Raw genomic sequence first — 25,711 nt, forward strand, 5'->3', positions numbered from 1 at the left:
TGAACAGGTTTTTGACGATCGGCGGTCAATCCAGGGTATAGAGATAGGCCGCGATCGCGCGCGCTTCCGCCTCGCTCAGCCCTTGTTCCGGCATACCAGTGCCGGGACGCATGCTCTGGGGACGCATCAGCCAGCGTGTCATCGTGTCGGGATCGTTGGGCAAGGCGCCCGCAATATGCGCACGGGTGGCGATCCTGGACAGGGGTGGCCCTACCCTGCCGGACGCGCCCGTGATTCCGGGAATATCGTGACAGCCGCCGCACCCGCGTCGCACGATGGCCACACGCCCGCGATCGATCCGTCCACCGGTGATCGCCTCGGCATGCGTGCGCGTCTTTGCGCGGGTCTCGGCATAAAGGGCTATCCCTCCGATGACCGCCGCGAGCATCGCGAGCCCGAACAAGGCGGCAAGCCACATCAGTGTCGCAGGCACCGGGCGTCTATACATCGGCAGTCCTCAGCAGACGCCGCATGACGATCAACGCGGCAGCCGCATGGACGACACCGCCCGGCACCCACATCAGCAGGCCCGCCAGTTGCTGATCCTCGGCGGGCGTCAGACCGAAGGGCGCAAGGCCCAGCCGGGCATAACCGACATACCACGGGCTCGTCGCAAAGGCCATCAAGGCCCCCAGCGCGCCCGAGACGATCGAGGTCGCGACCAGGCACAATGCGGCGGTTCCGGCCGCGACGTGGCGGCCGAGCATTGCACTCCAAAAGAACAGCGCACTGGCCAGAAACGACAGGTGCTGCGCCGCGTGCCAGCCTTCATGGGCGAGCGCCAGGTCGAACAGGACGGGCGCATGCCACAACCACAAGGCCGTCGCCTGAACCAGCGTCGCCGTCACGGGGGCCGAAACCATGCGCCACGGCACCGCGATGACGGGCGCCATGACCAGCGAACCGATGGCGCGCCGCCCGGCCGCCGGGAAAGCCCACAGCATCACGGGCAAAGGCTCGGCCAGCACCAGCAACGGCGCGGCGACCAGCATGATCAACTCATGCTCGAACATATGCGCCGCGAAGGATCGCTCCCCCGCGTCATGGAGCGGCGAGACGAGCGCGATGCCGAGGATCAACCACCCCGTCGCGAATAACCATGCCCGCCGCCCCCATGGCGCCCTGCCCCGGCCCGAACGCCGTGCCAGCCGCCGCCACCCGGTCGCGAACAGCAGCAGCGCGAACAGCAGTGGTACGATGATCCAGGGATCGAGAGTCCAGCCGGGTGGCTCGTCATGGGGCTGCCCAGTGTCATGCGCCCAGGCGGGCGCGGCGAGGAACGCCAGCGCGGCCATAGCTTTCACGCGACGCATGACGGAATCCATAGAATGGCGAGCGTCTGGAAGAGGATCGCGAGCGCGAAGAAGCCCGCTACCAGCATGGCGGACCGTGTCAGCCAGACATCCGAAAGCGGGCTCTGCCGCGTCCGATACGGCCAACCGAACCACAGGGCACCAAGGCACAGGGCGAGGCTGATGACACCCCAGCCGATCCCCAAGCCCGAGCGCGTGCAATCGCCGTGCAGCACCGCCGACAGCCCCTGCTCGAAGGCGAACCAGATGATCGGCGGCAGGACGAGCGCGATCCAGGCTCGGGCACGGATCCTCATAGCGCCCTCGGCGCCCAATAGATCAACGCATAGAGCGGCAGCCAGGTCAGGACGACAAAGGACCAGTAATTGGCATTGTCCTCCACGTCGGAGAATTGGTCGTCACCGATCTCATGGGTGAACAGCCAGATCGCCTGGACCGCGCATTCGGCCCATTCGGTCACGATATGCGTCGTATGGAGCACCAGCAGCAGCCACAGGACCGAGCCATAGCCGTCCCGGTCCCATCGCACCCCCAGATGAGCGAACTCCGCCGCGCGCAGAGCCATCAGGATCAGGCCGATCAGGACCAGCCCTGCCATGCCCCAGCGCACCGCCGCCGCCTTTTTGGCGCGGGCGCAACGCAGCACCCAGAGGTTCGGCACGGTGCTGAGCACCAGCGCGGCGGTGAAGACCCCGCCCCACAACAGTCCGGGCAGCGCATCTCCGACTGGTGGCCAGACGGTGCTCTGCGTCATCAGATAGAGATAGGCCGCCGCCGCCAGTGCGAAGCCCGTCCCTTCGATGACCATGAAACCGACATTGCCCCACCAGACCAGGTGCCGAGCGCCGATCGCACCGGACGGCAGGCTCGACAGGTCGGCGACGACCTCGAACGGGCGTGGGGGTGACGTGGTCATCCGCAGTTCCTTCGCGGGCGCTGCGGCCAGAACCAGCCGGTCAGGGCCGCGCCGATCGGCACCGCTCCGACCACGATCGCCCAGGGCGTGAAGATGCTGGCGATGAACATCACGCTGACCGCCAGCGCGGACAGAAGCGGCCAGATCGAGGGCGACGCGCTTTTCTGGCGATAAAGCGGATCGGCATCGGTGACGGAGGTGATGAGTACCTCGCGTCGCTCGATCGCCACCCCGTCCGCGACGCGCAACGGAGCGCCGCCGTTCCACATCGGCGTCAGGCTGTCGACCATCGGGGTATAGGCGAGGTTCCAGGACGGCGCGGGCGCCTCGCCCGCCCATTCCAGCGTCGAGCCGCCCCATGGGTCCGCCCCGGACGGCGCCCCCCGCCAGTAACAGACCAGGGCATTGGCGACGAACACCAGACCGCCCGCCACCGCAATCACGCTGCCCAGGGTCGCGACCTGGTTCAGCCCTTCCCACCCCATGCCCGCAGGATAGGTATAGACCCGGCGCGGCATGCCCAGCAGGCCGAGCAGGTGCATCGGGAAAAAGCCCAGATTGAACCCGCCGACGATCAGCGCAAAGGCGATCCGCCCCCAGCGCTCCGACATCATCCGCCCGGTCGCCTTGGGATACCAGTAACAGAACGCCCCGAAGAGCGGGAACATCGCGCCGCCGACCAGCACATAATGGAAATGCGCCACGATGAAGTAGCTGTCGGTCAGTTGCAGGTCGAGCGCCGCCGACGCGGTCATCACCCCCGACAGGCCGCCGATCACGAAGGTCGTGACGAAGCCGATCACCCACAGCATCGGCGTCGCCAGCCAGGGCCGTCCGCTCCATATCGTGGCGATCCAGCAAAAGATCTGCAGTCCGGCGGGCAGAGCGATCGCCATGCTGGCGGCGGTGTAGAAATTGTTGCCGAGACGCGGGAGCCCGACCGCGAACATGTGGTGCACCCACAGACCAAAAGCGAGCGCGCCGATCGACAGGATCGCCAGCACGATTACCGAATGCCCAAAGAGCGGGCGGCGCGAAAACGTCTCGACGATCGCCGAGACGAATCCGGTTGCGGGCACGAAGATGATGTACACCTCCGGATGGCCGAAGAACCAGAAGAGGTGCTGGAACAGCAGCACGTCCCCGCCCCCGGCGGGCGAGAAGAAATGGGTCGAGACCAGGCGGTCGGCGATCAGCATCGACGTCACCAGCATGATCGCGGGCATCGACAGGATCGTCATGATCGACGCGACGAGCATCGCCCACAAAAAGACCGGCATCCGCGCCAGCGTCATGCCGGGCGGTCGCATCTTCAGGATCGTCGCCGCGACATTGACCGAGGCGGCGAGAGCCGCGACCTCGGTAAAGGTGATCATCTGCGCCCAGATATCGGCGCGGTGGCCGGGGGCATAGGCAGGGCCGCTGAGCGGGGGATATTCGAACCAGCCCAGATCGGGGGTGATGTCCAGGGCATGGCTGATCCACAGCGTCAGCACACCACCGAGATACAGCCAATAGCTGAACGCCCCCAGTCGGGGAAACGCCATGTTGCGCTGTCCCAGCATCAAGGGAACCAGCCAGAAGGCCATGGCCTCCATGACCGGCACCGAGACGAGGAACAGCATCGTCGACCCGTGCAGCGAGAAGCTCTCATTATAGAGCTGCGGCCCCATGCGGACATTTTCAGGTGTCGACAGCTGCCACCGCATGTCGAGCGCCAACATGCCCGCGAGGAACATCAGGAGCAGCGCGGTGACGATATAGCGCGCCGCGATCCGCTTGTGATCGACGGTGGTCAGGAACCCCCACAACCCCGGCGGGTCGCGCCACGTCAGCGACAGCCGGTCCAGCCGCGTCTGATCGGGCCTCATCGCAGGCGCTCCAGATAGGTGGCGAGCGCATCGGCATCGGGCCCCGACAATGGCACGCTCGGCATCGCGGTGCCGGGCTTCAAGGCCTGGGGCTGGGCGATCCAACCCTGAAGATTGCCCCGCGTCATGGTCAATGTCCCTGCCGCGATCGAGCGGCGCGTTGCAACATGGGTCAGGTCCGGCCCCACCCGCCCCGACGCGCCTGTTCCGCGTATGGTGTGACAGGCGGCACACGACCCCGCGAAGACCGCCGCCCCGCGCGACGCGATGGCGGCGGCCGGTCGCGCCTGCGTCGCCAGCCAGGCATCGAACGCGGCGGGGCTCTCTATCTTCACGTCGAGCGCCATATGCGCGTGCTGGGTTCCACAGAATTCGGCGCACTGGCCGCGAAACCAGCCGATCCGGCGCGGCGTCAGGTCCAGGATATTGCGGCGCCCGGGGATCATGTCGAGCTTGCCCGCGACATTGGGCACCCAGAAGCTGTGGATCACATCCGCCGAGCCCAGCGCAAGCCGCGTCGTCCGGCCGCGTGGCAGGTGCAACTCGTTGGCGGTCTCGATCCAGCGGCCGGTGGCTGGGTCGCGATATTCGATCCGCCACCACCATTGGTGTCCGGTCACGCGCACGATCATCGCGCCGTGCGCTCGCGAGGCGAACACCGCGCGGTCTGCGACGAAGCTGCCGATGATGAGGATGGTGAGACCGACGACGATCACGATGGCCACCGCCCACAGGCCATGCTCGGGCACGTCCGCCGCCTCGCTTGCGGAACGGACGCGCCACAGGCTCCAGCCCAACCCGCCGAGAACCAGCGCATAGATGACGCCGCAAACGCCCATCATCAGGAGGAACAGACCGTGCAACGCCGCCGCCTGATCACCCCCCGGTGCCAGCGGCGACTGAATGCCCTGACACCCGGCCAGCGACAGCAGCGCACCCGTCACGATGATCCGCATCATTGCGGTCCCGACCATGCCGCCCCCCGGGGTTCGGCCTGCTGGTCGAGTGCCTGTCGCCGTCGCTTCTCGGGCGTGTGGCGCTGCAGATCGCGGGCATAGGCGGTCAACTGCCAAAGCTGCTCGACCGGAATGCGCGTCGCATAGGCCCGGTCGCCATGACCATGCGCGATCGATGTGAAGACCGTGGCAAAGCCCCCGCCCCGCTTCCATCGGCGATCGGTCAGGTCGCGCGGCTCCGGCGCGCCCTCGCCATGGCATCCGGCGCAACCATAATAGAGGAAATATCGGCCGCCCTGCGCGATCTGCCAGAAATTGTCCTGATAATACGGGATGCGCGGGTCCCGCTCGCCGATGGGTGCTGTTTGCGGCACGGTCGGACCGACCTCACGTGCCTCCTTGCTGCACCCGCAAAGCAGCATGGCGAGGATAGCAGATCGTGCCCCCCGCATATCAGTCGCGGACATGGTTCGATGCGCACCGGATCAGGCTGGCATCACTCCCCTGCTTTCGCCTCTCCGCCACACCGCGCTCCGACAACAATGACGGACATCTTTAATCGAAAATTCGAAGTTTTCGATGATCCATGTCAACATATCGTGCTCGCGGCTCTCATGGATCAGTGATCCACTTAAAGCTTCTAATATTTTACGTTATGCGCAAGAATTATAGCCTCCGCCAACAAACGATCAGAAATACAGAGCGGCTGTTCGCAATAACATGTTTGGCGAACCTGAATTCGGAACGCGCTCCTTCTACCCCCGTTATCCCTTATGAAGTGAGGAACGTGTGATGAAAGCAGCCGTCTGGCACGGTATCGGCGATGTCCGGAGCGACGCGGTGCCTAAACTCCGTATTCAGGAACCGGCCGACACCCTTGTTCGCCTGACTACATCGGCAATTTGCGGGGGTTCGGGTCGGCACGATCATCGGCCATGAAGGCGTCGGCGTGGTCGAGGCATTGGGAGACTTGGTGTGCGGGTCCAAGGTCGGCGATCGTGTCGTGATCTCGACCCATGGCCCGCAGCCATACTTCCTATGGTCGCGCCGGGCATTATGCCCAATGCGCCAGTCCGGCTGCCTGAAGGTCGGGCTCGAACCAGCGGTCTGAGCCATGGAGAGACCTTGCGTTAAAAGCCGTCATTTCGTGACCCGGAAAAGCCTGTTCCTATGGTTTGCCAGCATCCTGGGCGGGCTCTTCCTGCTGCTTGGTCTGGTGTTCGTGGTCATGCCAAAGGCTGGTGCCGCGATTTATGGCGTAGCGGGTGATGGTTCGGGCACGCTGCTCTACGTCCGTGCCTTGGGCTTTCGTGATCTGACCTTGTCAGCCTATCTGATCGGGTTGGCTTATGCGGGATCGGTGCGGGCCTTGGCGATCCTCAGCGCCGCGACGGTCGTCATTCCGATGGGCGACATGGCATTGCTGATCCTCTCACAGTGCAGCTCCGGCCTTCACTATGTCCTGCATGCGACCAGTGCGCTGTGCTTCGCGGCCATGGCATTTTGGGGACGCCGCCTCATCAAAACAGCCTCACCGGGAACGACAACCATCTGAAATCGTCGTGTTTTTCAATCCAAAGTCGAGGTGAACGGCATGGCAGGAAATCGAACAGCGAAACGCGTCGTCATAACCGGTGCCTCCAGTGGCATCGGCGCGGCGACGGCCATTGCGTTCGCCAGGCAGGGCGCGCGCTTGATGCTGGCCGCACGAGGGCAAGCGGGGCTCGACGATATTGCCGCGAAATGTCGTGCCGTGGGCGGGCAGGCCCATGTCCGGGTCCTCGACGTAACCGACGCGCCAGCCGTCGCCGAATTTGCGGCCGAGGCAGCCGAGACGCTTGGGGGGATCGACGTCTGGTTCAGCAATGTCGGCGTGGGAGTCGTCGGGCGGTATGAAGACGTACCGATCGCGAACCACGCGCAGGTCGTCGCCTCCAATCTGCTCGGCCATATGAATGACGCGCACGCGGTATTGCCGATCTTCCTGGCACAGGATCATGGCATTTTCATCAACATGATCTCGGTCGGTGGGTTTGTCGCGACCCCCTATGCGGCCGCCTATGCAGCCAGTAAATTCGGGCTGCGCGGGTTTAGCGAGGCGTTGCGCGGGGAGCTGTCGAAGCACCCGCGCATCCACATCTGCGACGTCTATCCGACCTTCGTCGATACGCCCGGCATCGATCACGCCGGGAATTACACGGGTGTGAAGCTGTCGCTACCCCCCGGTTCGCTGACGCCGGAAACCGTGGCCAAGGCGGTCGTCCGCCTTGCCGATCACCCGCGCAATACGACCGCGGTCGGTGCCCCCGCGATCGTCCTGAAGCTGAACCAGTTGCTCATCCCCAATCTGGCGGCCGGAATCATGAACGGCTTCATGGACAGTTGGACCAGCAAGGCCGATGGTGGTGGAGACAGTAGCGGCGCGCTGTTCACGCCACCCGCAACACCCAGTGGAGTCGATGGCGGTCGGCGCCACCCCGAACGGCGACGGAAGGCTGGCATCATGGGCGTGAGTGCCGCGCTCGGTGGTCTCGCCGTGATCAGCGCATTGGCGATGCGCCGCCAATAGCCTCGTCCTCGCCCTATCGATGCCCGCCGCTATCGGCATATGGGACGATCGGATGTCGAGGGCGTTACCTATCTGAAATGAGGAGGAAATGATGACCGACGACAAAAGCAAGCAAGGCCAACAAGATCGTAGCAGGGTCGCTGGCGAAGAACCCTATGAAGTCGCGTATTTTGCTTCGAAGCATGGGCTATCTCAGGGGCAGGCTCGCGAATTGATCGAGCGTATCGGCAATGATCGCGCCGAGCTGGACGCTGCAGCGGAAAAACTGACGGGTCGACGCGGCGCTGGATGAAACGGCTTGGCCGGTCGCTTGAATATTCCTAGCGCTCGCAGCCGCTTTTGGACGCGTATCGCCTGATCGCCAAAACACCTGGCCCCCATGCGCTGCTCGCCACCTTGGGCCGTCCGTCCACAACCGGAACTTGTGAGTATGGCCACCACGCCGTCACCCCTGAATGATAACTCGAACCGAGACGGGACCGACGGTTGGTGCATCCCCATGACGCGGGCGACCAATGATTGGGCGGCTTCCGTGCCATTTGCGCGCAAGTTCGGCCGTGCACCTCTCACGCCACACCATCCCGATGCACTGATCAACGACGTCATTTACGACCGGATGGTCGATCCGAATTGGTCCGTGTTACAACGGACCTTTGTGGACAAGGAAACGGCTAAGGCCGAGGCACAGCGACGTTTCCCCACCCTCCACGTCCCGGAGACGCTGGCCGTCATGCCGGTCGAGACATTGACCTCGCCCGAGGAACTCTTCGACCGGCTTCATCCGTATATCGATACGGACGCCGTCGCCAAGCCGACCCATGCCAGTGGCGGCGTCGTGTTCCTGCGCGATCTCGTTGATCCTGTGGCTTTGCGTGGACTATATGACCTGGCTTCGATCGATTACGCCGCGATCCTGCGCGAAATGCAATATTGGCGACTGCCGCGAAAGATCATCGTCGAAACGCTGATACCGGCGCATCGCTCGGGACCGCCCGACGATTACAAGTTCCATTGCATCCATGGCGAGCCGCTATTGTGCCAGATCGACCATGGGCGGTTCGAACACCCGTGGAGCCGTTTGTTCCATGTGCCGCAATTCGATGCGATGGACGAAAGCGATGGCCTGACCGCGCCAAACGGTTTCGCCATGGCGACGCGCGACCGGCTGGATACGATGATCGCCGCCGCCCGAGCGCTATCGGCGCCGTTCGAGTTCGTCCGCATCGACCTGTACGACGGTCGCGACGGCATCTATTTCGGAGAACTCACCTTCACGCCCGCCGCGTCGCTGGGCATCGCGCCATCCAGCGCCGGTGTTCATCGGGAAACGGCGACGCACCATATCTATAGCCGCACCCTCATGGACGCGCTCCGCAAGGCGTGGAAGGCGATCTAGCCCCCTTCGATCAGCGCCTTGATCCGCGTCGCCATGGCTTCCATGGCAAAGGGCTTGGTCATGACATGCATACCCGGTTCGAGCTGCCCGTTGCCAACCGCGGCATTCTGCGCAAAGCCGGTGATGAACAGGACTTTCAAATCAGGTCGGGTCACCCGGGCAGCATCGGCCATCTGACGCCCATTCATCCCACCCGGCAAACCGACATCCGAAACCAGAAGATCGATCCGCACATCGGATTGCAGAACGCTCAGCCCCGCCGCTCCGTCGGCCGCCTCGATCGCGGTATAACCCAGTTCTTCCAGCACGTCGGTGACCAGCATTCGCACCGATGGCTCATCATCGACGATCAGCACGGTCTCGCCCGACCTGGCGGGGGGGCATCGGCCAGGTCGGCGACATCGTCTTCCGCCTCGGCGCGGCCGATATGCGCGGGCAGATAGATACAGACGGTCGTGCCCTGTCCGGGATGGGAATGGATGCGAACGTTGCCACCCTACTGGCGGGCAAAGCCATAGATCATCGACAGGCCAAGGCCGGTGCCGACGCCGATCGGCTTGGTAGTGAAGAACGGGTCGAACGCCTTGGCGACGACATCGGGCGTCATCCCGGTCCCCGTATCGGACACGCACACGGCGACATAGCGCCCCGGCTCCATTTCGTGGAAACGTGCCATGCGTTCGTTCAGTATCCGATTGGGCGCTTCGATGGTTAGCTTCCCCCCATCCGGCATCGCGTCCCGTGCGTTGATGCAGAGATTGAGCAGGGCATTTTCCAACCGATTGGGATCTACCAGAGCAGCCCATAGATCCGCCTGCGCGACATAACGGGTATGGATGCGGACAGAAAGACGATGCAGGTCGACGTGCACGACAGGGCGTGACGTCGTGGCGATCGACTGAAGGCGCGGAAAAGGCGGCCTCGGCGGTGCGGCGGCGGTTCTCCCCTTCCTCACAAAGTCGTCACGGCCGAGCAGCAACGCGATGTCGCCGTGATTGCCGAACATCAGGCCCGCGAACGCGACGAGGCGAGTAAGAATCGCTACGGGCCACCGCCCAGCACACCCTTAATTTCCCGCGCCAGTTGCCATCGAACGACACGGCGATACCCCGCGCGCTAGCCGCTTCGGCGATGGCAGTTTTGGCAGCTATGGGGCCCAGTGCCGGGGTGATGCCCGAGAGATGCAGCCGATCGCCCCCCCATCCGCCCCCGCGCCAATGTCACGCCCCCAAAGACAATCCGGACGAGGTCTCCGACCTGATCCCGCTGGTCCATCCAGGAGATCCACCGCATCGTCCATCCGGCCGGTCCAGCACCGTATCGAACCTCGCCACATCGTCGCCCGGTCATGCTGGCGACATGCACGTCAGGCCACCGCGCAATGCGTCCACAGCCAATCAAAAACACATGTAATGCTAGTCCGGCACACTTATGCGCGGTGTACCGGTTTTCTGTGCAAGGATGACGTGCCACCGGGCTCGGCGGCCTATGGTCCGTATCCGCCAGGAAGCATCGGTCAGGCGCAGAAAGCGCTCCTGAATAGCGGCGGCATGCTGCGCAAAGTCGTAATAGTCGATACGGTGATGCGCCAGCACCAGACGTCCTCCCGGCCGTAGCGCTTCGGCGACGCTGGTCGCGACATGCCGCATCGCGCGAGGCGACAGATAATAGAGCAGTTCGGCAATGACGATCGCATCATAGTCCCGCCGGGGGAGCCGGGCGGGCAGTGCCAGCGTGATCGCCTGCGCGCGGGGCCAGGATGCGATCGCCCGCGCGGTCAGGCGGGTGCCCTCCCCCGTACCCTCCGTCGCATCCAGCCGAAGCGCGCGTGGGGCGATGGCGCGGCTGTTCGATCCATTGCCGCTTCCCAGTTCCAGGACCCTGCCCAGCGGACCTGGGCCGAGCGCGTGCAGGATCGCCGCGCGCTTCACCGCCTCATCCCGGTTGGAGAAGGTTCGCCAGGGGTCCTCGTCCGCCGCGAACTTCGCGGCAAAGCCGCTGAGGTCGATCGCCTTCATCGCCTTGCCTCGACGAAATGCTCGACCGGATGGGCAAAGACCTCCAATTCATGCCGGGCGATGGAAAAGCCCTGAGGATCGTCGGTGATCGCGCCCAATTGGGTCCGATGCACCCGGATCAGCGACCGCTTCGCCGCCGCGCCGCGCGATAGCGAGACAGTTCGACCACGCGCCGCCATCCGGCGCTGCGGCGGCCAGACCTGATAGGTCAGGCGCCGTCCATCATAACGGAAGGCCTGAAGCACCATCGCAACCGCTCGGTGATCGGGATGCGCATCCGTAACGGCGGGGCCGACCAGCAAATCCATGTCCGGGTGATGGCGAAGTTGCCGATGCAGCCCTTTGCGGCAACGGTTATGAGCGTCCGGCAAACCCCCATCCGGCAGGCGCAGGAACGTCACCGCGCCCTTGTAGACGCCCAGACGGCGCAGCGCGTGCCGCGTCTCCCGCTCCCGCGCGGCGATCAGGCGAGCTGAGGGCCATTTCTCGCTGTTCGGATGCGATGCCGCCCCGTCGCTGACCACGATGACCCGTACTTTGCTGCCCTGCCGCTGCAAGGCGTGGATCAGTCCGGCCGCCCCGATCACCTCGTCATCGGGATGCGGTGCGACGATGATCGCCTTTCGAACGCCTCCAAGCCTCAGTCTCACAGAGATGGTACCAGGAGGCCCTGTTGCGCCGCCCGCCCGACCCGAAGGCGTTGGGCATCGGGGGCCGGCTGGCGCAGATAGACGGCCAGATCGCTGAGCAGGGCCGATAGCGGATGCTGCACGAACTGCCCGGCCAGCCCCACCGCCTCCCGCGCGACCATGATGGCGCGCTCGGCCGCATCGGTCACGGCCAGCCGTGCGGCGGCGACCCGCGCCAACCGCGCCTCATCCCCGGCCGTTTCCTCGAACCACAGCCGCGCCGTCCTCCTCAGGATGGCCGCCGCGCTATCCGCCAGCCCGAACAATTCGGCCAGACGCGCGGATTGGAAGGGATCCTCGGCGCGCCCCGTCTCCACCAGATGAGCACGGGCCTGATCGAAAATCCCGGCCATACCACCGGCATGGACCGCCACGAACCGCAACGCCCCGCCGCTGAAAAAGGGCTCGCGGGCATAAAGGCCGGGCGCGCCGATCCGATCCGCCTCCTCGATCAACGCGCCATCCCACCGGACCTGATGCGTTTCGGACCGCTGCATGCCCGTCACCCGCCACCAGTCGCGATCGATCAATGGCACGACCCGCGCCAGATCGAGCAGCAGCAATTGCGGACCGCTTGGCCTATCCACCGTGACCAGCGCGTGGCTCAAGACCCCGGCACCCGATGCGTAGCTCTTACCACCGGTCAGCCTATCGCCATCCAGCCGCACCGCCTCTCCCGCCAGCGACGCATTCCACACCCCGAGCGTTGCACCTTTCGCGAGCAGATATTTCAGCCGATCGACCTGAGTCGTCGATCCGTAACGCTGCACGATCTGGACCGCATCGACATGCCCCTCGACCAGGCGGCCGAGCGGCAGATCACGACGGCCGATGTCGTATAGGCGCGTCAGCAGCGCGATATAATCCCCGGCGGACTGCGGATCGCCGGGGGGATGATCCGCCCAGCCGGACTCCGCAATCGCGCTTTGCAGGCTGACGGCCATGGCGCTCATGCCGCGATGTCGCACCATCGGGTTTCCAATTCGGTCAGGATATCTTCCGCCTCCGATAGTGAGACCATGCCGGCATGGACCGGGGGCGCCGGGACGACGCGCATCGCGAATGCCTCTGCATTGGGGCAATCCCGGGCGACCCCCAGCAGGTGGTCCGCGGTAAGACCAAGCCGCTCGCCCAGTATGATACGGACATCGCTGCGGTCCATCATGGCGAAGCTCCGCCGAGCATCCGCCTGGCCCCGCCATTGCCATGCCGCGCCGCGCGGATCGGCCAGGACTGGCTGCTCGCCTTGGTCGAGCGCGCGCAGCAGGCCCGCCAGCCCCCCTGCGATCCGCCCCTGACGGCGAGAGGATGTCTCCACCACCATCGCCGCGTCGCGACGGACCCGCAACCCGCCACGCGCCGCATCGTCGAGCAACCGAGCGTCCTCGCCGGAGGGAAGCGGCACGAAACCTCCGATCATGCGATAAGAGGATGCCCGTATCGCCATATTGGCACCGCCGCTGAAATGATGAGTGTCCCGCGCCTCCCACGGTACCGGGTCGATGGCGCGCCTGTATCGGTGCAGCCGGTCATAATAATGCTCGATCCGGCATTGCTGGGCATCGGCCGCGCCATGGATGCGAATGATGCGCCCCGCGACGACCTCCGCCTCTCGCAAACCCCTGCGCCCCGCCACGATCCAGTCGCGATGCGGCCGGCTGTCGGCGTCGGTCGTGAGCAACAGCCCTTCGCGTCCGGCGAGAAGGTCCAGGCCCATTGCCAGCGCGGCGCGCCTGGCGCCCCCCGCATTGGGCTCCCCGCCCCGGCCACCATGCGCGACGGTCAGGCGGAAAGGCAAGGTCGGGCCGATCTGGCTGAGCAGCTCGACGCTGCCGTCCGCGCAATCGTCAAGATAAAGGCAGACGTGCAACGCGTCGCAATCGATGGACAATTGGCCGATGGCCGCAAACAGGCCCGGTAACATCGCCTCCTCATTGCGAGCAGGGATGCAAATGATCACGGGCGCGTCATCAAGCAGATCCGTCCTCCTCTGCACCGGCGGCCAAGATTCCGAAGACGCAAAAGCCGCCGGGACCGGACCGCCAATCCCGATCAACATTATGCTTCTACGCCAGTGGAGTCGACCATGCCTTGATCAATATCAAGCATTTAGTGGGAAGGCGAATGGGCGATCCGCGCGTTGGTATGGTGATCCCTTCAACAGCGAAAGACACCATCATGGCCAATCAGAGCAGCAAACGCGGTGACGGCAAGGCAAAGGGAGAAGCACCGGCCCAGACCCCTTCCCGCCCCGTCGGAGCCGATCAGCCGACCCGCTATGCCGAGCCGCAGGGGCATGGCGGCGAAACCCATCAGAGCACCGAAGACGCCGCCCATACCCTGACCACCCAACAGGGCGTTCCCGTCGCTGATGATCAGAACAGCCTGCGGGCCGGCGAGCGCGGGCCGACGCTGCTCGAAGACTTCATCCTGCGCGAGAAGATCTTCCACTTCGACCATGAACGCATCCCCGAGCGCGTCGTCCATGCGCGGGGCTATGGCGCGCACGGCGTGTTCGAGCTGACCGACAGCCTGGCCGACTATACGCAGGCCGATGTGCTGAGCACCGTCGGCCAGCAGACCGAGGTGTTCGTCCGCTTCTCGACGGTGGCGGGCAATAAGGGGTCGATGGACCTCGCGCGCGACGTGCGTGGCTTCGCGGTCAAATTCTATACGAAGGAAGGCAATTGGGACATTGTCGGCAACAACATCCCAGTCTTCTTCATCCAGGACCCGATCAAGTTCCCCGACCTCGTCCATGCCGTGAAACAGGAGCCCGACCGCGCCTTTCCACAGGCGCAGTCCGCGCATGACAATTACTGGGACTTCGCGAGCCTCAGCCCCGAAGCGTGGCACATGGTGATGTGGCAGATGTCCGACCGGACGATCCCGCGCTCCTTCCGCACCATGGAAGGGTTCGGGGTCCACAGCTTCCGTCTGGTCAATGCCGAGGGCAAATCGACCTTCGTCAAATTCCATTGGAAGCCGCGCCAGGGCCTGCAATCAGTGCTGTGGAACGAGGCGGTCAAGATCAACGGTGCCGACCCCGATTTCCATCGCCGCGACCTGTGGACGGCAATCGAAGGCGGCGACTTTCCGCAATGGGATCTGGGTGTCCAGCTCTTCGACCAGGAAACGGCCGATCGTCTGCCCTTCGATCATCTCGATTCGACCAAGCTGATCCCCGAGGAAGAGGTGCCGGTCCGCATCATCGGCACGCTGACGCTCAATCGCAATGTCGACAATTTCTTCGCCAATACCGAACAGGTCGCCTTCTGCACCCAGAATGTCGTGCCCGGCATCGACTTCTCGGACGATCCGCTGCTCCACGGCCGCAATTTTTCCTATCTCGATACGCAGTTGAAGCGACTGGGCGGACCCAATTTCACCCATATCCCGGTCAACGCGCCGCGCTGTCCCGTGATGAATTTCCAGCAGGACGGCCATATGGCCATGCGCAATCCCAAGGGACGCGCCAATTACGAGCCGAATAGCTGGGGTGCGGACGGCGGTCCCCGCGAAAATCCGACCATCGGCTATCGCAGCTTCCCCGCCGAGGTGCAGGGCACCAAGCAGCGCATCCGGGCGGAGACCTTCGCCGACCATTATAGCCAGGCACGGCAATTCTTCGTCAGCCAGTTGCCGATCGAACAGAAGCATATCGGTGACGCGCTGGTGTTCGAACTGTCCAAGGTCGAACGCGTCGACATCCGCGCCCGCGCCGTATCGCACCTGCGCCTGATCGACGAAGGGCTTGCCGCGACGGTCGCCGATGGGCTCGGCCTCGACCTGCCCGAGCCGGCTCAGGCTGCCAAGCCAACGCTGGACCTGCCGCCTTCGTCGAAGTTGAGCATTGTGTCCAACGGCCCGAAGGATTTCAAAGGCCGCAAGATGGGTATTTTGCTGACCGACGGCAGCAGCGCCGAACTGTTCACCGCCGTGACGAAAGCGCTCGAGGCGGAAGGCGCGCTTTGGGAAGCCGTGGCGCCCAAGATCGGCGGCGTGACCCTGGACGACGGGACGAAGGTCGCCGCCAAGCAGAAGATCGATGGCGGCCCCTCCGTCCTGTACGACGCGGTGGCGGTCCTTCCCTCGGATGCCGGCGTCGCCATGCTCGCCAAGGATGCCACGGCCAAGGACTTCGTCGCCGATGCCTTCGCACACTGCAAATTCATCGGCCATAACTCGGCCGCTGATATCCTGTTCGAAGCAGCCGGGGTGACTGAGCGCGACGAAGGCTTCATCGCTCTGGCCGAGGCAAAGGACGCCAAGGCCTTCATCGGCCAGTGCCGCGAGCTACGCTTCTGGCCGCGAGAGCTGAACGTCGATCTCGACGCAGCATCGCTTCAAGCCGGCGCGTAACTATCACCGGGACGGGAAGGGTTTGAGAAAGCCCTTCCCGTCCGCCTATCGGCTTCCGGCGCTATCGCAGCGCGCGGACCATGAGAAATGGCCATCCGACCAAGGACTCGGGGCGCCGACGCCGTCTATCGTTCATATCCGGCCCGCAAATGGCGAGGTCTTTTGATACGGAGATAGGACGATGAAGATGATAGCGGTAAGCGCATTGTCGATGGCGTTGGGCCTGTGTGCCTGCGCTTCTGGCAGCGCCAATCAGCACAGCCGTGTGACGAGTTGCAGGCCCGATGCTGCCGCGACACTGGTGGGTCAATTGGTGCCCGACGATTCGACAATCCTTCGCCGCACGGGCGGCACAACGGTCCGGCGCATCGCCCCCGGCGATCCGACGACCAAGGACTATCGCATCGACCGTATCACCGTGACCATCGCCGACAACCGGGTGGTCGCCGCTGCTTGCGGCTAAATACCGACAGGGCCCTCGGGGCGCTCGATACGTCTGTGGCGGATCACCTCCGTCAATCGCTCCGCAAGTCCAAGCGGATAGGGTAATCCGGGCATCTCCCGAGTGCCGGTATTCGCTCGGAGCGAAAGCTTCCGAATGGCTGTTCGCTCGTTCAACTCCTTTTCGTATCAGCCCTAAATCCTAAGGCGAATTGTGGTCGGCGACCGGGACACCAGCTCGACCGATCCGCCATGCGCTTGGGCGATCTGGCGGGCGAGGCTCAAGCCGATGCCCGTTCCTGCCGGCTTGGTCGTGACGAACGGGCGGAACATGGTCGATGCGCGATCCGGGGGCACCCCGGGCCCATTGTCGACGACATGGATCGCCAGCGCATCATCCTCACGCAGAGCAAGCAGATGGACATGCGGAGCCGCCGTGGCTTCGACGGCTGCCTCGACAGCGTTCTGGAGCAACGCCCAGATCGCCTGGTTCACCTGATCGCGATCGAATATGCCCCGCATATCCTCCGCCACATTTACCGTCAGCGTCACGTCCGGCCACCGGCTGGCGAAAAGTCGCGCCAGATCCTCGACCAGTTCCGTCACGCCGACCTCCTGCCTCATCGGCGGTGGCAGCCGCGCGAGCGAGCGATACGCCTCGGTGAAGCGCTGCAGCCCCTCCGCCCGGCGGGCCAGCGTGTTGAGGATCTCGACCAGCAACGCCGGGTCGCGCTCCTCCGCCAGGGCGGCGGTGACGCCGCTCTCGGCCAGCGCGACGATCGGCATCAGGCCGTTGAGCATCTCGTGCCCCAGCACCTGGATCATCTCGGCGCTCGCACGCGCTTCGGCGGTGCGCTCCTCGCTCTCGACGTCGATCAAGGCGACCACCGACTGCGTCCCGACCTCCACGCGGTCCACCCGCCAGCTCCGCCCGGCGTGACGCAGATGCGTGGCATCGGGGTCGAGCAGCGGCGGTGGCGGCGGCAGCACCCGGTCGTCGGTGTCGAACATCCGCCGCGCGGCCCGATTGAGCGCGCGGACGACACCGCCATCAATGCGCAGCAAGGCGGTCGGCGAGGCATCGAGTAGCAACCGCTGAAGCGCCGCGTCCCGCTCGGGCTCGCCTGTGGTGGGCGATGCCGACAGCGGAGGTCGGCGCATCGTTGACACGATCAACATGGCGAACCAGCCCATGGCCAGCAGGGCCCCCACCAGCGTCAGCCACAGGCCATACGACCAGGCCGCCCCAGCCGCGCCGCCCGCCAAGGCGAGCGAAAGCGCCAGCACCAAAGCGGCGCGGGTCGGCCTAGAGACCATGCTGCGCCATGCGCCGGTAGAGCGTGCCACGGCTGATCCCCAGCGCCGTGGCCGCACGCGAGATATTATGGCGATGCTCCTTCAGCGCCGCCTCGATCATCAGCTTTTCGGCATCGTCCAGTCCGAAGACGGGGCCGTCATCGGGCCTGGCGGAGGCGCCGCCAGCCGGTCGGATGGCAGCGGCGTCGACCACACCGTCGTCGGACAGCAGCACCGCCCGCTCGATCGCTGCCGCGAGGCCACGCACCTCGTCGGGCCAGTCGGTCACCGCGATGATCGCCTCGGCGGCCGGGGTGATCCGGACCTGCATATGGCCATAGGTCTCGCCCGCCAGCGCGGCGAAATGGCGCGCGAGGATCACCGCATCGTCCCGCCGCGCGGCGAGCGGCGGGACGGCGATGTCGATCGTGCACAGCCGACGGTGCAGCGGCGCCGACAAGGGCGCAAGGCCGTCGGCAATGCTGATGCAGCGCAGGCCCGGTGTCAGCCGGTCGAGCAGTCGCGCCTGGGTGACAGCATCAAGCCGATCCGGATGACGCAGCAATACGGTGCCGCTTACATCATTGAGCAGCTCCCACTGTTCGGGATCGCGCAAATCGATGCGGGGCAATGTCCCGCCGCCATCCATCGACACCGCATGAAGCGCATGGGCGACCAGCGTCCGGCCCGATCCCGAGCGGCCGGTGACGCAGACATTGGCGACGGTGGGCCCAACGCGGCGGACCAGCGCTCGCACCTCCCGGATCGCGGCGGACTCGCCCAGAATGCCGCCGCTGCCACCAGCGGCCACGCGAACCGGTGCCGCGATCGGCTCGGCCGCCTTCGCCATGACTGCAGCACATTTGCCAAGGAGCTCATCCTTGCGCCACGGCTTCATCAGGAAGTCGCGCGCGCCCGCCTGCATCGCGGCGACCGCGATGCGGATGCCGCTATGCGCGGTGATGACGATCACCCGCGCACCGGGATCGTCCGCCATGATCCGACCGATACAGGCCAGACCTTCATCACCGCTCGACCGACCGGGGGTGAAGTTCATGTCGAGCAGGATCAGGTCATAAGGGCGACGTGCCAGCATCGAGAAGGCCGCGTCGGGATCGCCCGCGATGTCCAGGCGATGCCTGGCGAGGCGGAAGAGGATTTCCGTCGTCCGCGCCACCACCGGATCATCTTCGACCAACAAGACATCCCAACCGGTTGACGGCGCTTGCGACTGTCCAGTTCCGGACAAAGTGTCCGCCACTGTCGCGCCATGATTCGGCAAGCACGGAAAATTGTCTTTCGTCATAGCAAGTTGGCATTTCCGGCGCTGGACAGTGACACTCCATCCATGATGACGGAACAGCTGATACACGCAAGCATCGCTCCCGGCGCGGCGATGGACCGCCCGGTGGAACGGCCGGCGCGACCCTGGTGGCGGCGACGGGCGTTGCTGGTGGGTCTGGCGATCATGCTGGCTGGCGTCATGCTGTGGCGGCTGATCCCGGCGGCGGGCTCCACCGATATTGCCGGGGCCGATATTGAAACGGGCGAGGTGACGCGCGCACCGTTCGCCGACTATCTGCCGGTCCGCGCGACGGTGGCGCCGCGGGTGACGACGCTGGTCGGCGTGCTGGCGGGCGGACAGGTCGAAAAGCTGATCGTCCAGGACGGCGCGATGGTGACCGAGGGTGAGCCGCTGGCGACCCTGGCCAATCCGTCGCTCAAGCTCGACGTGCTGACCCGCGAAGCGCAGATCGCCAGCCAGCTCGGCGGTCTCGCGGGCGAAAATCTCGGCATCGAGCGCAACCGCCTCGACCGCGCCGGCCAGATCGCCCAGGCCAATTACGACCTGATCAAGGCACGTCGCGACCTCGGCATCCGCCAGCTGCTCCACGACAAGGGCTTCGTGTCGGACGCCGGGGTGAAAAGCTATGCCGAAGAGGCCGTCTATCAGGAAAGGCGCGTCGCCCAGCTCCAGGCAGGCGGTGCCGCCGAAGCGCGGATCACCGCCATACAGGGCCGCCGCCTCGACGACACGCGCGGGCGGCTGGAGCGCAATCTCGCCGCCGTGCGCGCCGGTCTCGACGCGCTCATCATCCGCGCGCCGATGGCGGGCCGCCTCACCAATTTCACCATCCAGCCGGGGCAGGCGCTCAAGCCCGGTGATCCGGCGGGCCAGGTCGATAGCGAGGGATCGTGGAAGCTGACCGCCGATGTCGACGAATATTATCTCGGTCGCGTTCGCGTCGGCCAGCGTGCGAGCGCCGGCGGCACGGCGTTGACCGTGTCGAAGGTGCTGCCGGCCGTGAAGGATGGCCGCTTCCGCATCGAACTCACCTTCGACGCCGCGCCCCCGGCCGGGCTCAACCGTGGCCAGACGCTCGATATGCGGGTGACGCTGGGCAGCACCGCGCCCGCCCTCGTCGCGCCGGTCGGCGGATGGCTGGAGGCGGGCGGCGGCACGTCCGCCTTCGTCCTCGATGCCGACGGCGCCCATGCCCGTCGCCGCAGCGTGAAGACCGGCCGCCGCAATCCCGAACAGGTCGAGATCCTGGCCGGGCTTCAGCGCGGCGAGCGCATCGTCACCAGCAACACATCGTCCGTGAAGGGCGATATCCTTAACATCCGCTAACGGGGGCCAACCGTGATCCGTCTCGAGAATATCCAGCGCCGCTACATCTCCGACGAGGTCGAGACGACCGCGCTCGCCGACATCAACCTGCATGTCGAGGCGGGCGAGTTCCTCGCCATCATGGGACCATCGGGCTGTGGCAAGTCCACGCTGCTCAACACGCTGGGCACCGTCGACCGGCCCACCGCCGGTCGCTATCTGTTTGGCGACCGCGATCTGGCCGCGCTGGACGAGAAGGAACTGGCCAAGTTCCGCGGCGCGACACTGGGTTTCGTCTTCCAGAGCTTCAACCTGATCGACGAGCTGACGATCGAGGAGAATGTCGCGCTCGGCGTCGCCTATCGCAAGGATAGCGGTGGGGACCGCCGTACGCGCGTCGCGGCGGCGATGGACAAGGTCGGCATCGCCCACCGCGCGCGCCACTTCCCGCACCAACTGTCCGGCGGCCAGCAACAGCGCGCCGCCATCGCCCGGGCGATCGTCGGCGATCCCAGGCTGATCCTGGCGGACGAGCCGACCGGCAATCTCGACACCGCCAATGGCGAGCAGGTGATGAACATCCTGACCGGCCTCAACGCCGAGGGCGCGACGATCGTGATGGTCACCCACTCGCCGTCCCATGCCGACATGGCCAAGCGCCGCATCGACATGCTCGACGGCCGCATCGTCGCCAACGCCATGCGCGCGATGTGAGGAGCCGGTGATGAACAGCTTCGCCCTCGCCCCGCTTTACCGCACCCTGACGGGCCACAAATTCTACGCCGCGCTGAACATCGGCGGATTGGCGGTCGGGATCGCCGTATTCTTCGTCCTCACCCTCTATGTGCGGTTCGAGACCAGCTTCGAAAAATGGCTGCCGCACCATGACGAGATCTATGTGGTCCAGACCGACTGGAAACGCACCGATGATCCGTTCACCGGCACTTATCCGAACACCATGGGCGGCCTTCTCGACGAATTGCGACAGGATTTTCCCGGTGTCGTGGGCACCCGTTTCATGGGCGGCGCCGACCTGGACGGCAAGGATGGCGGCAGCGTGGTCCGCAACGGAATCGCCACCTTCGACGATATCGGTCAGGTGGATGCAAGCTTCCTTCAAGTCTTCGATCTGCCATGGGTGGCGGGTGACAAGACAACCGCGCTAACCGCCCCGGCAAGCATCGTGCTCAGCCGATCAGCGGCGAGGAAATATTTCGGCGATACCGATCCGATCGGCCAGACCCTGACGCTTGCGCTCGACAAGACCGTCCCGCACCGCGTCACGGGTGTGTTCGAGGATTTGCCCAAGGCATCCGATTTCAAATTCTCGATCCTCGCGCGCCTGCCAACCAGCGACCTGGGCGAGTGGTGGAATCACTGGGGCAGCACTTCGCTCAAGACCTATCTACGCTTCCCTGACGAAGCCGCGGCAAAGGCCTTCGAACAGAAAATGCCCGCCTTCGTAGCGCGGCACGGCGCGCGCGATCTGGGGGATGATGCGGCGATGCGCATGGCGCTCCCACTGCTTCCGCTCACCAAGGCGCATCTGCAGCCTGCCGGGCAGGAAAGCGCAAGCCGCAAGCTGACCGTCGTCACATTGGGACTGGTCGGCATACTCACGCTGCTCATCGCGATCGTAAACTACGTCAACCTAGCGAGCGCGCGCGCCGGCCTGCGGGCGCGAGAAGTCGCCATGCGCAAGGTGTTGGGCGCCGATCGGGCGACCCTGATTCGCCAGTTCCTTGGCGAGGCGGTGCTTGCCGTCGCCGTGGCGGCCTTGTTCGGGCTGGTACTGGCGGAGATCGGATTGCCCTTGATCAACGCTGCCGGCGGTCTATCGCTCGCCATGCCCTATGCCATCGTCGTTCCGCTGCTGCTGACATTCGCCATCGGTATCGGGATTCTAGCCGGTTTCTATCCGGCGATCCTTCTTTCCCACTATCCTGCTGCTGCAGTCCTTGCCTCTGCCCGCGCTCCGGGCGGTGGTCACGCAGGCACCCGGGCACGCGAAACACTCGTCATGGCACAGTTCGCAATGGTGATCGCCTTCCTGATCGGCACGGCCGTTCTCGTCGCGCAGACCCGCCATGTCCGTAACGCCGACCTGGGCTTCCAGCGTGAGGGGCTGCTCGTCGCACCTTGGTTGGGCTATGTCGAGAAGGCCAAGCATCCCGCGCTGATCGCCGCCTTGCGCGCCGTCCCCGGTGTTTCGATAGTAACCACGTCGGATACGGGGGTCGGCGACGTCGGTAACAACAATAGCGACAATCTACTTCTGTCCGGGCGCCCCGGTCCGGGGCCGGCCGCCAGGCATATCAATGTCGGAACGGACTTTTTCCGGCTGTTCGGCACACGGCCGATCGCTGGCCGACTCCTCGACGACGTCCACCGGATGGATGACAGGACGAACAGTCAGAAAGGCCTGCCCAGCAACATCGTCATTTCTCGCAAGGCCGTCACGGCTTTAGGGTTCCGCTCTCCGAAAGATGCGATCGGCCAGACAATAGTCCAACCGAGCCCGATGACCATTGTCGGTGTGGTCGACGATCTGCGTTTCTTCTCGCCACGCCTGCCTGCCACGCCGGTCTACTATACCTATACGCGTGGCATCGTGCCCTATCCCGTCGCCACGATGCGCTTTTCCGGTGATCCCCGTGCCGTGGCGGAGGGAGTCCGCGCCGCCTGGATCAGGGTGGCGCCGGAAGCGCCATTCCGCGCAGACACCGGAGAGCGGCTGTTGCAGAATTTCTATGATGAAGACGATCGCGCCACGCGTCTGTTCGGTATCGGTGCAGGCCTAGCCGTCCTGATCGGCTGCGTCGGACTTTGGGGCCTTGCCTCGTTCAACACGCAACGCCGGGCGATGGAAATCGGCATACGAAAGACGCTGGGGGCTTCCTCCAGCGATATCGTCAAGCTGCTGGTCGGCCAGTTCCTCCGGCCCGTGCTGCTGGCGAACCTTATCGCTTGGCCGCTCGCATTCGTAGCCATGCGGACATGGCTGGCCGGGTTCGACGATCGCATAACGCTGTCACCGCTCTATTTCCTCGGCGCGACGGCACTTGCCGTCGTCATCGCCGTGCTGACGGTGCTGGGTCAGGCATTGCGGGCGAGCCGTACCGCTCCGGCTTGGGCACTCCGCCATGACTGAGCGGTTCCTGGGCACGGCTCTTCTGCCGACCTGCGCGCCGGCATCCGCGCAAACTCTGCGCGAGGCGATCGTTCAGGCTGATGTCAGCCACCCGCAGCTTGCCGCAGCGCGGGCGCGACAAGAGGCGCTGGAGGAGACGTCGGAACAAGCGCCGGCCGGCTTCCGGCGGCCAAGCCGCGATTGATGAGCTTGTCGCGGGCGCCGAAGGGCTGCGCGACACTGCTGCCGCGATCCCGTAGGTGGTGTTTGCGCCGTGAGCGCGGGCGAGTAGTCACGATCGGCCGCTCATACTGCCCACCAACCGCGCGTCAGCCGCGCCCGATTACATTTTCGATACGGGAGGACCGCACCCGGCCATCGGCGAAGCTGAGCCTATGGGTGTGATAAGGCAGCAAAGCCTCGTCATGAATGACACTGATGATCGTGGCCTGCGGAAGGCTCACGCTTAGGCGGTCATAGAAATAGCGTGCATTCTCGGCATCCAGCGCACTGGTCGCTTCGTCGAGGACCAACAGGGTCGGACGATGCAACAGGATACGCGCCAGGGCGAGACGCTGTTGCTCGCCGGGCGACAATTCTTCCTGCCACAGCCGCAGGCCGTGGATTTCGTCCGCCAGATGCCCCAAGCGGACCTGCTCCAGCAGGGCATGGACGGCCGCATCGTCATGCGCCTCGGGCCGGTCGGGGAAACAGATCGCGGCCTTCAGCGTACCGAGCGGCAGATAGAGACGCTGTGGCACGAACATCGCGCGGCTGTCATTCGCCATGGTCACCCGGCCTGCACCATCGGGCCACAATCCGGCGAGCGCCCGGATCAGCGTCGACTTGCCGGCCGCGGAGGCGCCACATAGCGCCCAGCGCTCACCCTCACCGACACGCCAGTCGCCGACCGCGACCAGAGCCTCGCCATGCGGACGATGCAGCGTCAGGTCCTGCGTCGCCAGGGCCACACCGGGCGGGGCCCCCGCTCCCACCGTGATGCCGGCCGGACACGCATCGTCGATCGCGTCGTCCAGCCCCTTGATGCGGTTGAAATAGCTGATCTGCTGGCCGATCAATTGATAGCTTTTGACGAAATAGCCAAGCTGCATGCCGAGTTGCCCGAACGCTTCGCGCCCCGCCATCAACTGGCCAAAGCTCATGCCGCCGGCAAAATAGGTCGGCACCATGATGAACAGTGGCAGCACCGTCCCCAGCCGGTCATAGACGCTGCCCGCCGCCGTGATGCCCAGCGAACTGTAGATGACCGAACGGAAGTTCAGCCGCACCGCATCGAACGAATATTCCAGCGCCTGCCGCTCGGTCGAAACCGCGCCCGCCAAGCCGATCTGGGCGGCGTTGCGCCGGACATGGATCAGGCCGGATCGGAAATCCGCCTCACGATGTTGCTGACGCATCATCGCACGGATGAAGGGCTGGCCGATCCTGGCGGTCAGGTAAGAACCGATGAGCGCATAAGCGACGGCGTACCAGACCGTGCTTCCGGGGATCGAAAAAGCCATACCACCCAGCGAGACGCGAATGGGTGGCGCGGTTTCCAGCAGGACCATGGCAAAAGTGATGCCGGTCACGATCGAACCGATCAGGCGCATGACGATATGCAGCGCCCCCACCGTCATGCCGAGCGCGGCGGTGATCGCGTTCAGGTCATCGGCAATGCGCTGGTCGGGATTGTCGATGATCCGCAACCGCTCGATCTCCGCGTAGCGATTACGGCTCATCCAGCGATTGAGATAGTCACGGGTCAGATAGGTTCGCCAACGGATCGACAGCAGGCCATCAACGAAATTCTCCGTCATGATCATGAGGACCTGCATCGCCATGATGCCGAGGAATATGATCATCAACGGCACGAGCTGATCGGCTTCACGCTGTTCGATGGCGTCGAAGAATTGACGCTGCCAGCGATTGGTGCGCAGCAGGATGAAGGCCGTGCCGAACTGGAAAAAGAACAGCGTGATCAGCGCGAACCACGCAAATTTCCAGTCCGACGACGTCCAATAGCCGCGGACCAGCCGCCAGGCGTCCCGCCATCGTGCCGTAGTGGACTGGGGTGGGGCGAGGCCCGTCTCGCGACGGACCTCCCCGCTCTGGCTGGGTTGCGGCATCATGGATCAGATGT

General features: G+C 64.9%; 24 protein-coding genes and 2 pseudogenes. 11 read left to right on the forward strand and 15 right to left on the reverse strand.

From position 1 onward, the window contains the following. Positions 1 to 25: 25 nt before the first annotated feature. The 7 genes from SP6_RS18835 to SP6_RS18865 are packed head-to-tail and all read right to left on the reverse strand — an operon-like array spanning position 26 to position 5,523. A complete protein-coding gene (locus SP6_RS18835; RefSeq protein WP_037568258.1) occupies positions 26 to 448 on the reverse strand; it encodes a c-type cytochrome in 423 nt (140 codons plus the stop codon). Continuing rightward, on the reverse strand, positions 441 to 1,313 hold the full coding sequence (locus SP6_RS18840) for a cytochrome c oxidase assembly protein (protein ID WP_042469506.1): 873 nt from the start codon (positions 1,311 to 1,313) through the stop codon (positions 441 to 443). Before SP6_RS18840 ends, SP6_RS18835 begins: the two co-directional genes overlap by 8 nt. After that, a complete protein-coding gene (locus SP6_RS18845; RefSeq protein WP_007404688.1) occupies positions 1,301 to 1,609 on the reverse strand; it encodes a hypothetical protein in 309 nt (102 codons plus the stop codon). The genes SP6_RS18840 and SP6_RS18845 overlap by 13 nt, the downstream gene beginning before the upstream one ends. After that, positions 1,606 to 2,229 carry a cytochrome c oxidase subunit 3 gene (locus tag SP6_RS18850; RefSeq protein ID WP_007404585.1) on the reverse strand — a complete coding sequence of 208 codons (624 nt, stop codon included), beginning with the start codon at positions 2,227 to 2,229 and terminating at the stop codon, positions 1,606 to 1,608. Before SP6_RS18850 ends, SP6_RS18845 begins: the two co-directional genes overlap by 4 nt. Further along, complete coding sequence (locus tag SP6_RS18855) at positions 2,226 to 4,100, reverse strand: cbb3-type cytochrome c oxidase subunit I (protein WP_007404650.1); 1,875 nt, start codon at positions 4,098 to 4,100, stop codon at positions 2,226 to 2,228. The genes SP6_RS18850 and SP6_RS18855 overlap by 4 nt, the downstream gene beginning before the upstream one ends. Next, positions 4,097 to 5,074, reverse strand: a complete 978-nt coding sequence (locus SP6_RS21390) for a cytochrome c oxidase subunit II (RefSeq protein ID WP_197913049.1) — start codon at positions 5,072 to 5,074, stop codon at positions 4,097 to 4,099. Before SP6_RS21390 ends, SP6_RS18855 begins: the two co-directional genes overlap by 4 nt. Further along, on the reverse strand, positions 5,056 to 5,523 hold the full coding sequence (locus tag SP6_RS18865) for a c-type cytochrome (protein ID WP_007404495.1): 468 nt from the start codon (positions 5,521 to 5,523) through the stop codon (positions 5,056 to 5,058). Before SP6_RS18865 ends, SP6_RS21390 begins: the two co-directional genes overlap by 19 nt. A 452-nt stretch (positions 5,524 to 5,975) precedes the next feature. Between SP6_RS18865 and SP6_RS21730 the strand changes: the two are divergent. From SP6_RS21730 to SP6_RS20180, 5 genes and pseudogenes are all read left to right on the forward strand, one after another. Continuing rightward, positions 5,976 to 6,167, forward strand: a pseudogene (locus tag SP6_RS21730) (alcohol dehydrogenase catalytic domain-containing protein); the annotation flags it as partial. Positions 6,168 to 6,203: 36 nt separating this feature from the next. Then, the gene (locus SP6_RS18870; protein ID WP_007404574.1) at positions 6,204 to 6,611 is read left to right on the forward strand and encodes a DUF4267 domain-containing protein; all 408 of its coding nucleotides are present in this window, start codon (positions 6,204 to 6,206) and stop codon (positions 6,609 to 6,611) included. A gap of 39 nt (positions 6,612 to 6,650) precedes the next feature. Continuing rightward, complete coding sequence (locus tag SP6_RS18875; RefSeq protein ID WP_037568300.1) at positions 6,651 to 7,625, forward strand: SDR family oxidoreductase; 975 nt, start codon at positions 6,651 to 6,653, stop codon at positions 7,623 to 7,625. Positions 7,626 to 7,716: 91 nt separating this feature from the next. Beyond that, a complete protein-coding gene (locus tag SP6_RS18880) occupies positions 7,717 to 7,917 on the forward strand; it encodes a DUF3606 domain-containing protein (RefSeq protein WP_037568301.1) in 201 nt (66 codons plus the stop codon). 207 nt (positions 7,918 to 8,124) lie between these two features. Continuing rightward, a complete protein-coding gene (locus tag SP6_RS20180; RefSeq protein WP_050794156.1) occupies positions 8,125 to 9,021 on the forward strand; it encodes an ATP-grasp fold amidoligase family protein in 897 nt (298 codons plus the stop codon). Here SP6_RS20180 and SP6_RS20620 read toward each other — a convergent pair. The 5 genes and pseudogenes from SP6_RS20620 to SP6_RS21580 form a co-directional block, all read right to left on the reverse strand. Next, positions 9,018 to 9,859: pseudogene (locus SP6_RS20620) on the reverse strand (ATP-binding protein); the annotation flags it as partial. The gene SP6_RS20180 and the pseudogene SP6_RS20620 sit on opposite strands and share 4 nt — an antisense overlap. A gap of 577 nt (positions 9,860 to 10,436) precedes the next feature. Next, the gene (locus tag SP6_RS18895) at positions 10,437 to 11,039 is read right to left on the reverse strand and encodes a class I SAM-dependent methyltransferase (RefSeq protein WP_007404538.1); all 603 of its coding nucleotides are present in this window, start codon (positions 11,037 to 11,039) and stop codon (positions 10,437 to 10,439) included. Then, a complete protein-coding gene (locus tag SP6_RS18900) occupies positions 11,036 to 11,689 on the reverse strand; it encodes a PIG-L deacetylase family protein (protein WP_007404508.1) in 654 nt (217 codons plus the stop codon). The genes SP6_RS18895 and SP6_RS18900 overlap by 4 nt, the downstream gene beginning before the upstream one ends. Then, entirely contained in the window at positions 11,686 to 12,699 is a 1,014-nt protein-coding gene (locus SP6_RS18905) for an acyl-CoA dehydrogenase family protein (RefSeq protein WP_227876597.1), read from the reverse strand. The genes SP6_RS18900 and SP6_RS18905 overlap by 4 nt, the downstream gene beginning before the upstream one ends. Then, positions 12,678 to 13,652, reverse strand: a complete 975-nt coding sequence (locus tag SP6_RS21580; RefSeq protein WP_007404686.1) for a glycosyltransferase family protein — start codon at positions 13,650 to 13,652, stop codon at positions 12,678 to 12,680. The genes SP6_RS18905 and SP6_RS21580 overlap by 22 nt, the downstream gene beginning before the upstream one ends. Before the next feature lie 254 nt (positions 13,653 to 13,906). On the opposite strand from SP6_RS21580, the gene SP6_RS18915 reads away from it, so the two are divergent. Continuing rightward, complete coding sequence (locus tag SP6_RS18915; RefSeq protein ID WP_037568305.1) at positions 13,907 to 16,090, forward strand: catalase; 2,184 nt, start codon at positions 13,907 to 13,909, stop codon at positions 16,088 to 16,090. A gap of 181 nt (positions 16,091 to 16,271) precedes the next feature. Continuing rightward, positions 16,272 to 16,553: an I78 family peptidase inhibitor gene (locus SP6_RS20625; RefSeq protein ID WP_047866871.1), complete on the forward strand. Its 282-nt coding sequence runs from the start codon at positions 16,272 to 16,274 to the stop codon at positions 16,551 to 16,553. 173 nt (positions 16,554 to 16,726) lie between these two features. On the opposite strand, the gene SP6_RS18925 is transcribed toward SP6_RS20625, so the two are convergent. Both SP6_RS18925 and SP6_RS18930 read right to left on the reverse strand, forming a co-directional pair. Continuing rightward, the gene (locus SP6_RS18925; RefSeq protein ID WP_227876596.1) at positions 16,727 to 17,878 is read right to left on the reverse strand and encodes a sensor histidine kinase; all 1,152 of its coding nucleotides are present in this window, start codon (positions 17,876 to 17,878) and stop codon (positions 16,727 to 16,729) included. Further along, positions 17,838 to 19,025, reverse strand: coding sequence for a sigma-54-dependent transcriptional regulator (locus tag SP6_RS18930; RefSeq protein ID WP_232093359.1), 1,188 nt, complete (start codon positions 19,023 to 19,025; stop codon positions 17,838 to 17,840). The genes SP6_RS18925 and SP6_RS18930 overlap by 41 nt, the downstream gene beginning before the upstream one ends. A gap of 150 nt (positions 19,026 to 19,175) precedes the next feature. On the opposite strand from SP6_RS18930, the gene SP6_RS18935 reads away from it, so the two are divergent. Genes SP6_RS18935 through SP6_RS21125 form a run of 4 tightly spaced genes read left to right on the forward strand, consistent with a single transcriptional unit; the run spans position 19,176 to position 23,773 of the window. Further along, positions 19,176 to 20,459 (forward strand): efflux RND transporter periplasmic adaptor subunit, encoded by a 1,284-nt coding sequence (locus SP6_RS18935; RefSeq protein WP_007404641.1) that lies wholly within the window; start codon positions 19,176 to 19,178, stop codon positions 20,457 to 20,459. A gap of 12 nt (positions 20,460 to 20,471) precedes the next feature. Further along, a complete protein-coding gene (locus SP6_RS18940) occupies positions 20,472 to 21,152 on the forward strand; it encodes an ABC transporter ATP-binding protein (RefSeq protein ID WP_042469507.1) in 681 nt (226 codons plus the stop codon). 10 nt (positions 21,153 to 21,162) lie between these two features. Continuing rightward, complete coding sequence (locus SP6_RS18945; RefSeq protein ID WP_007404517.1) at positions 21,163 to 23,589, forward strand: ABC transporter permease; 2,427 nt, start codon at positions 21,163 to 21,165, stop codon at positions 23,587 to 23,589. Then, positions 23,582 to 23,773 carry a hypothetical protein gene (locus tag SP6_RS21125; RefSeq protein ID WP_007404500.1) on the forward strand — a complete coding sequence of 64 codons (192 nt, stop codon included), beginning with the start codon at positions 23,582 to 23,584 and terminating at the stop codon, positions 23,771 to 23,773. The genes SP6_RS18945 and SP6_RS21125 overlap by 8 nt, the downstream gene beginning before the upstream one ends. A gap of 124 nt (positions 23,774 to 23,897) precedes the next feature. Here SP6_RS21125 and SP6_RS18950 read toward each other — a convergent pair whose 3' ends face one another. Beyond that, on the reverse strand, positions 23,898 to 25,700 hold the full coding sequence (locus tag SP6_RS18950) for an ABC transporter ATP-binding protein/permease (RefSeq protein WP_113667653.1): 1,803 nt from the start codon (positions 25,698 to 25,700) through the stop codon (positions 23,898 to 23,900). Positions 25,701 to 25,711: the final 11 nt, after the last annotated feature.

This window comes from Sphingomonas paucimobilis NBRC 13935 (assembly GCF_000739895.2).
Classification (GTDB): Bacteria; Pseudomonadota; Alphaproteobacteria; order Sphingomonadales; family Sphingomonadaceae; genus Sphingomonas; species Sphingomonas paucimobilis.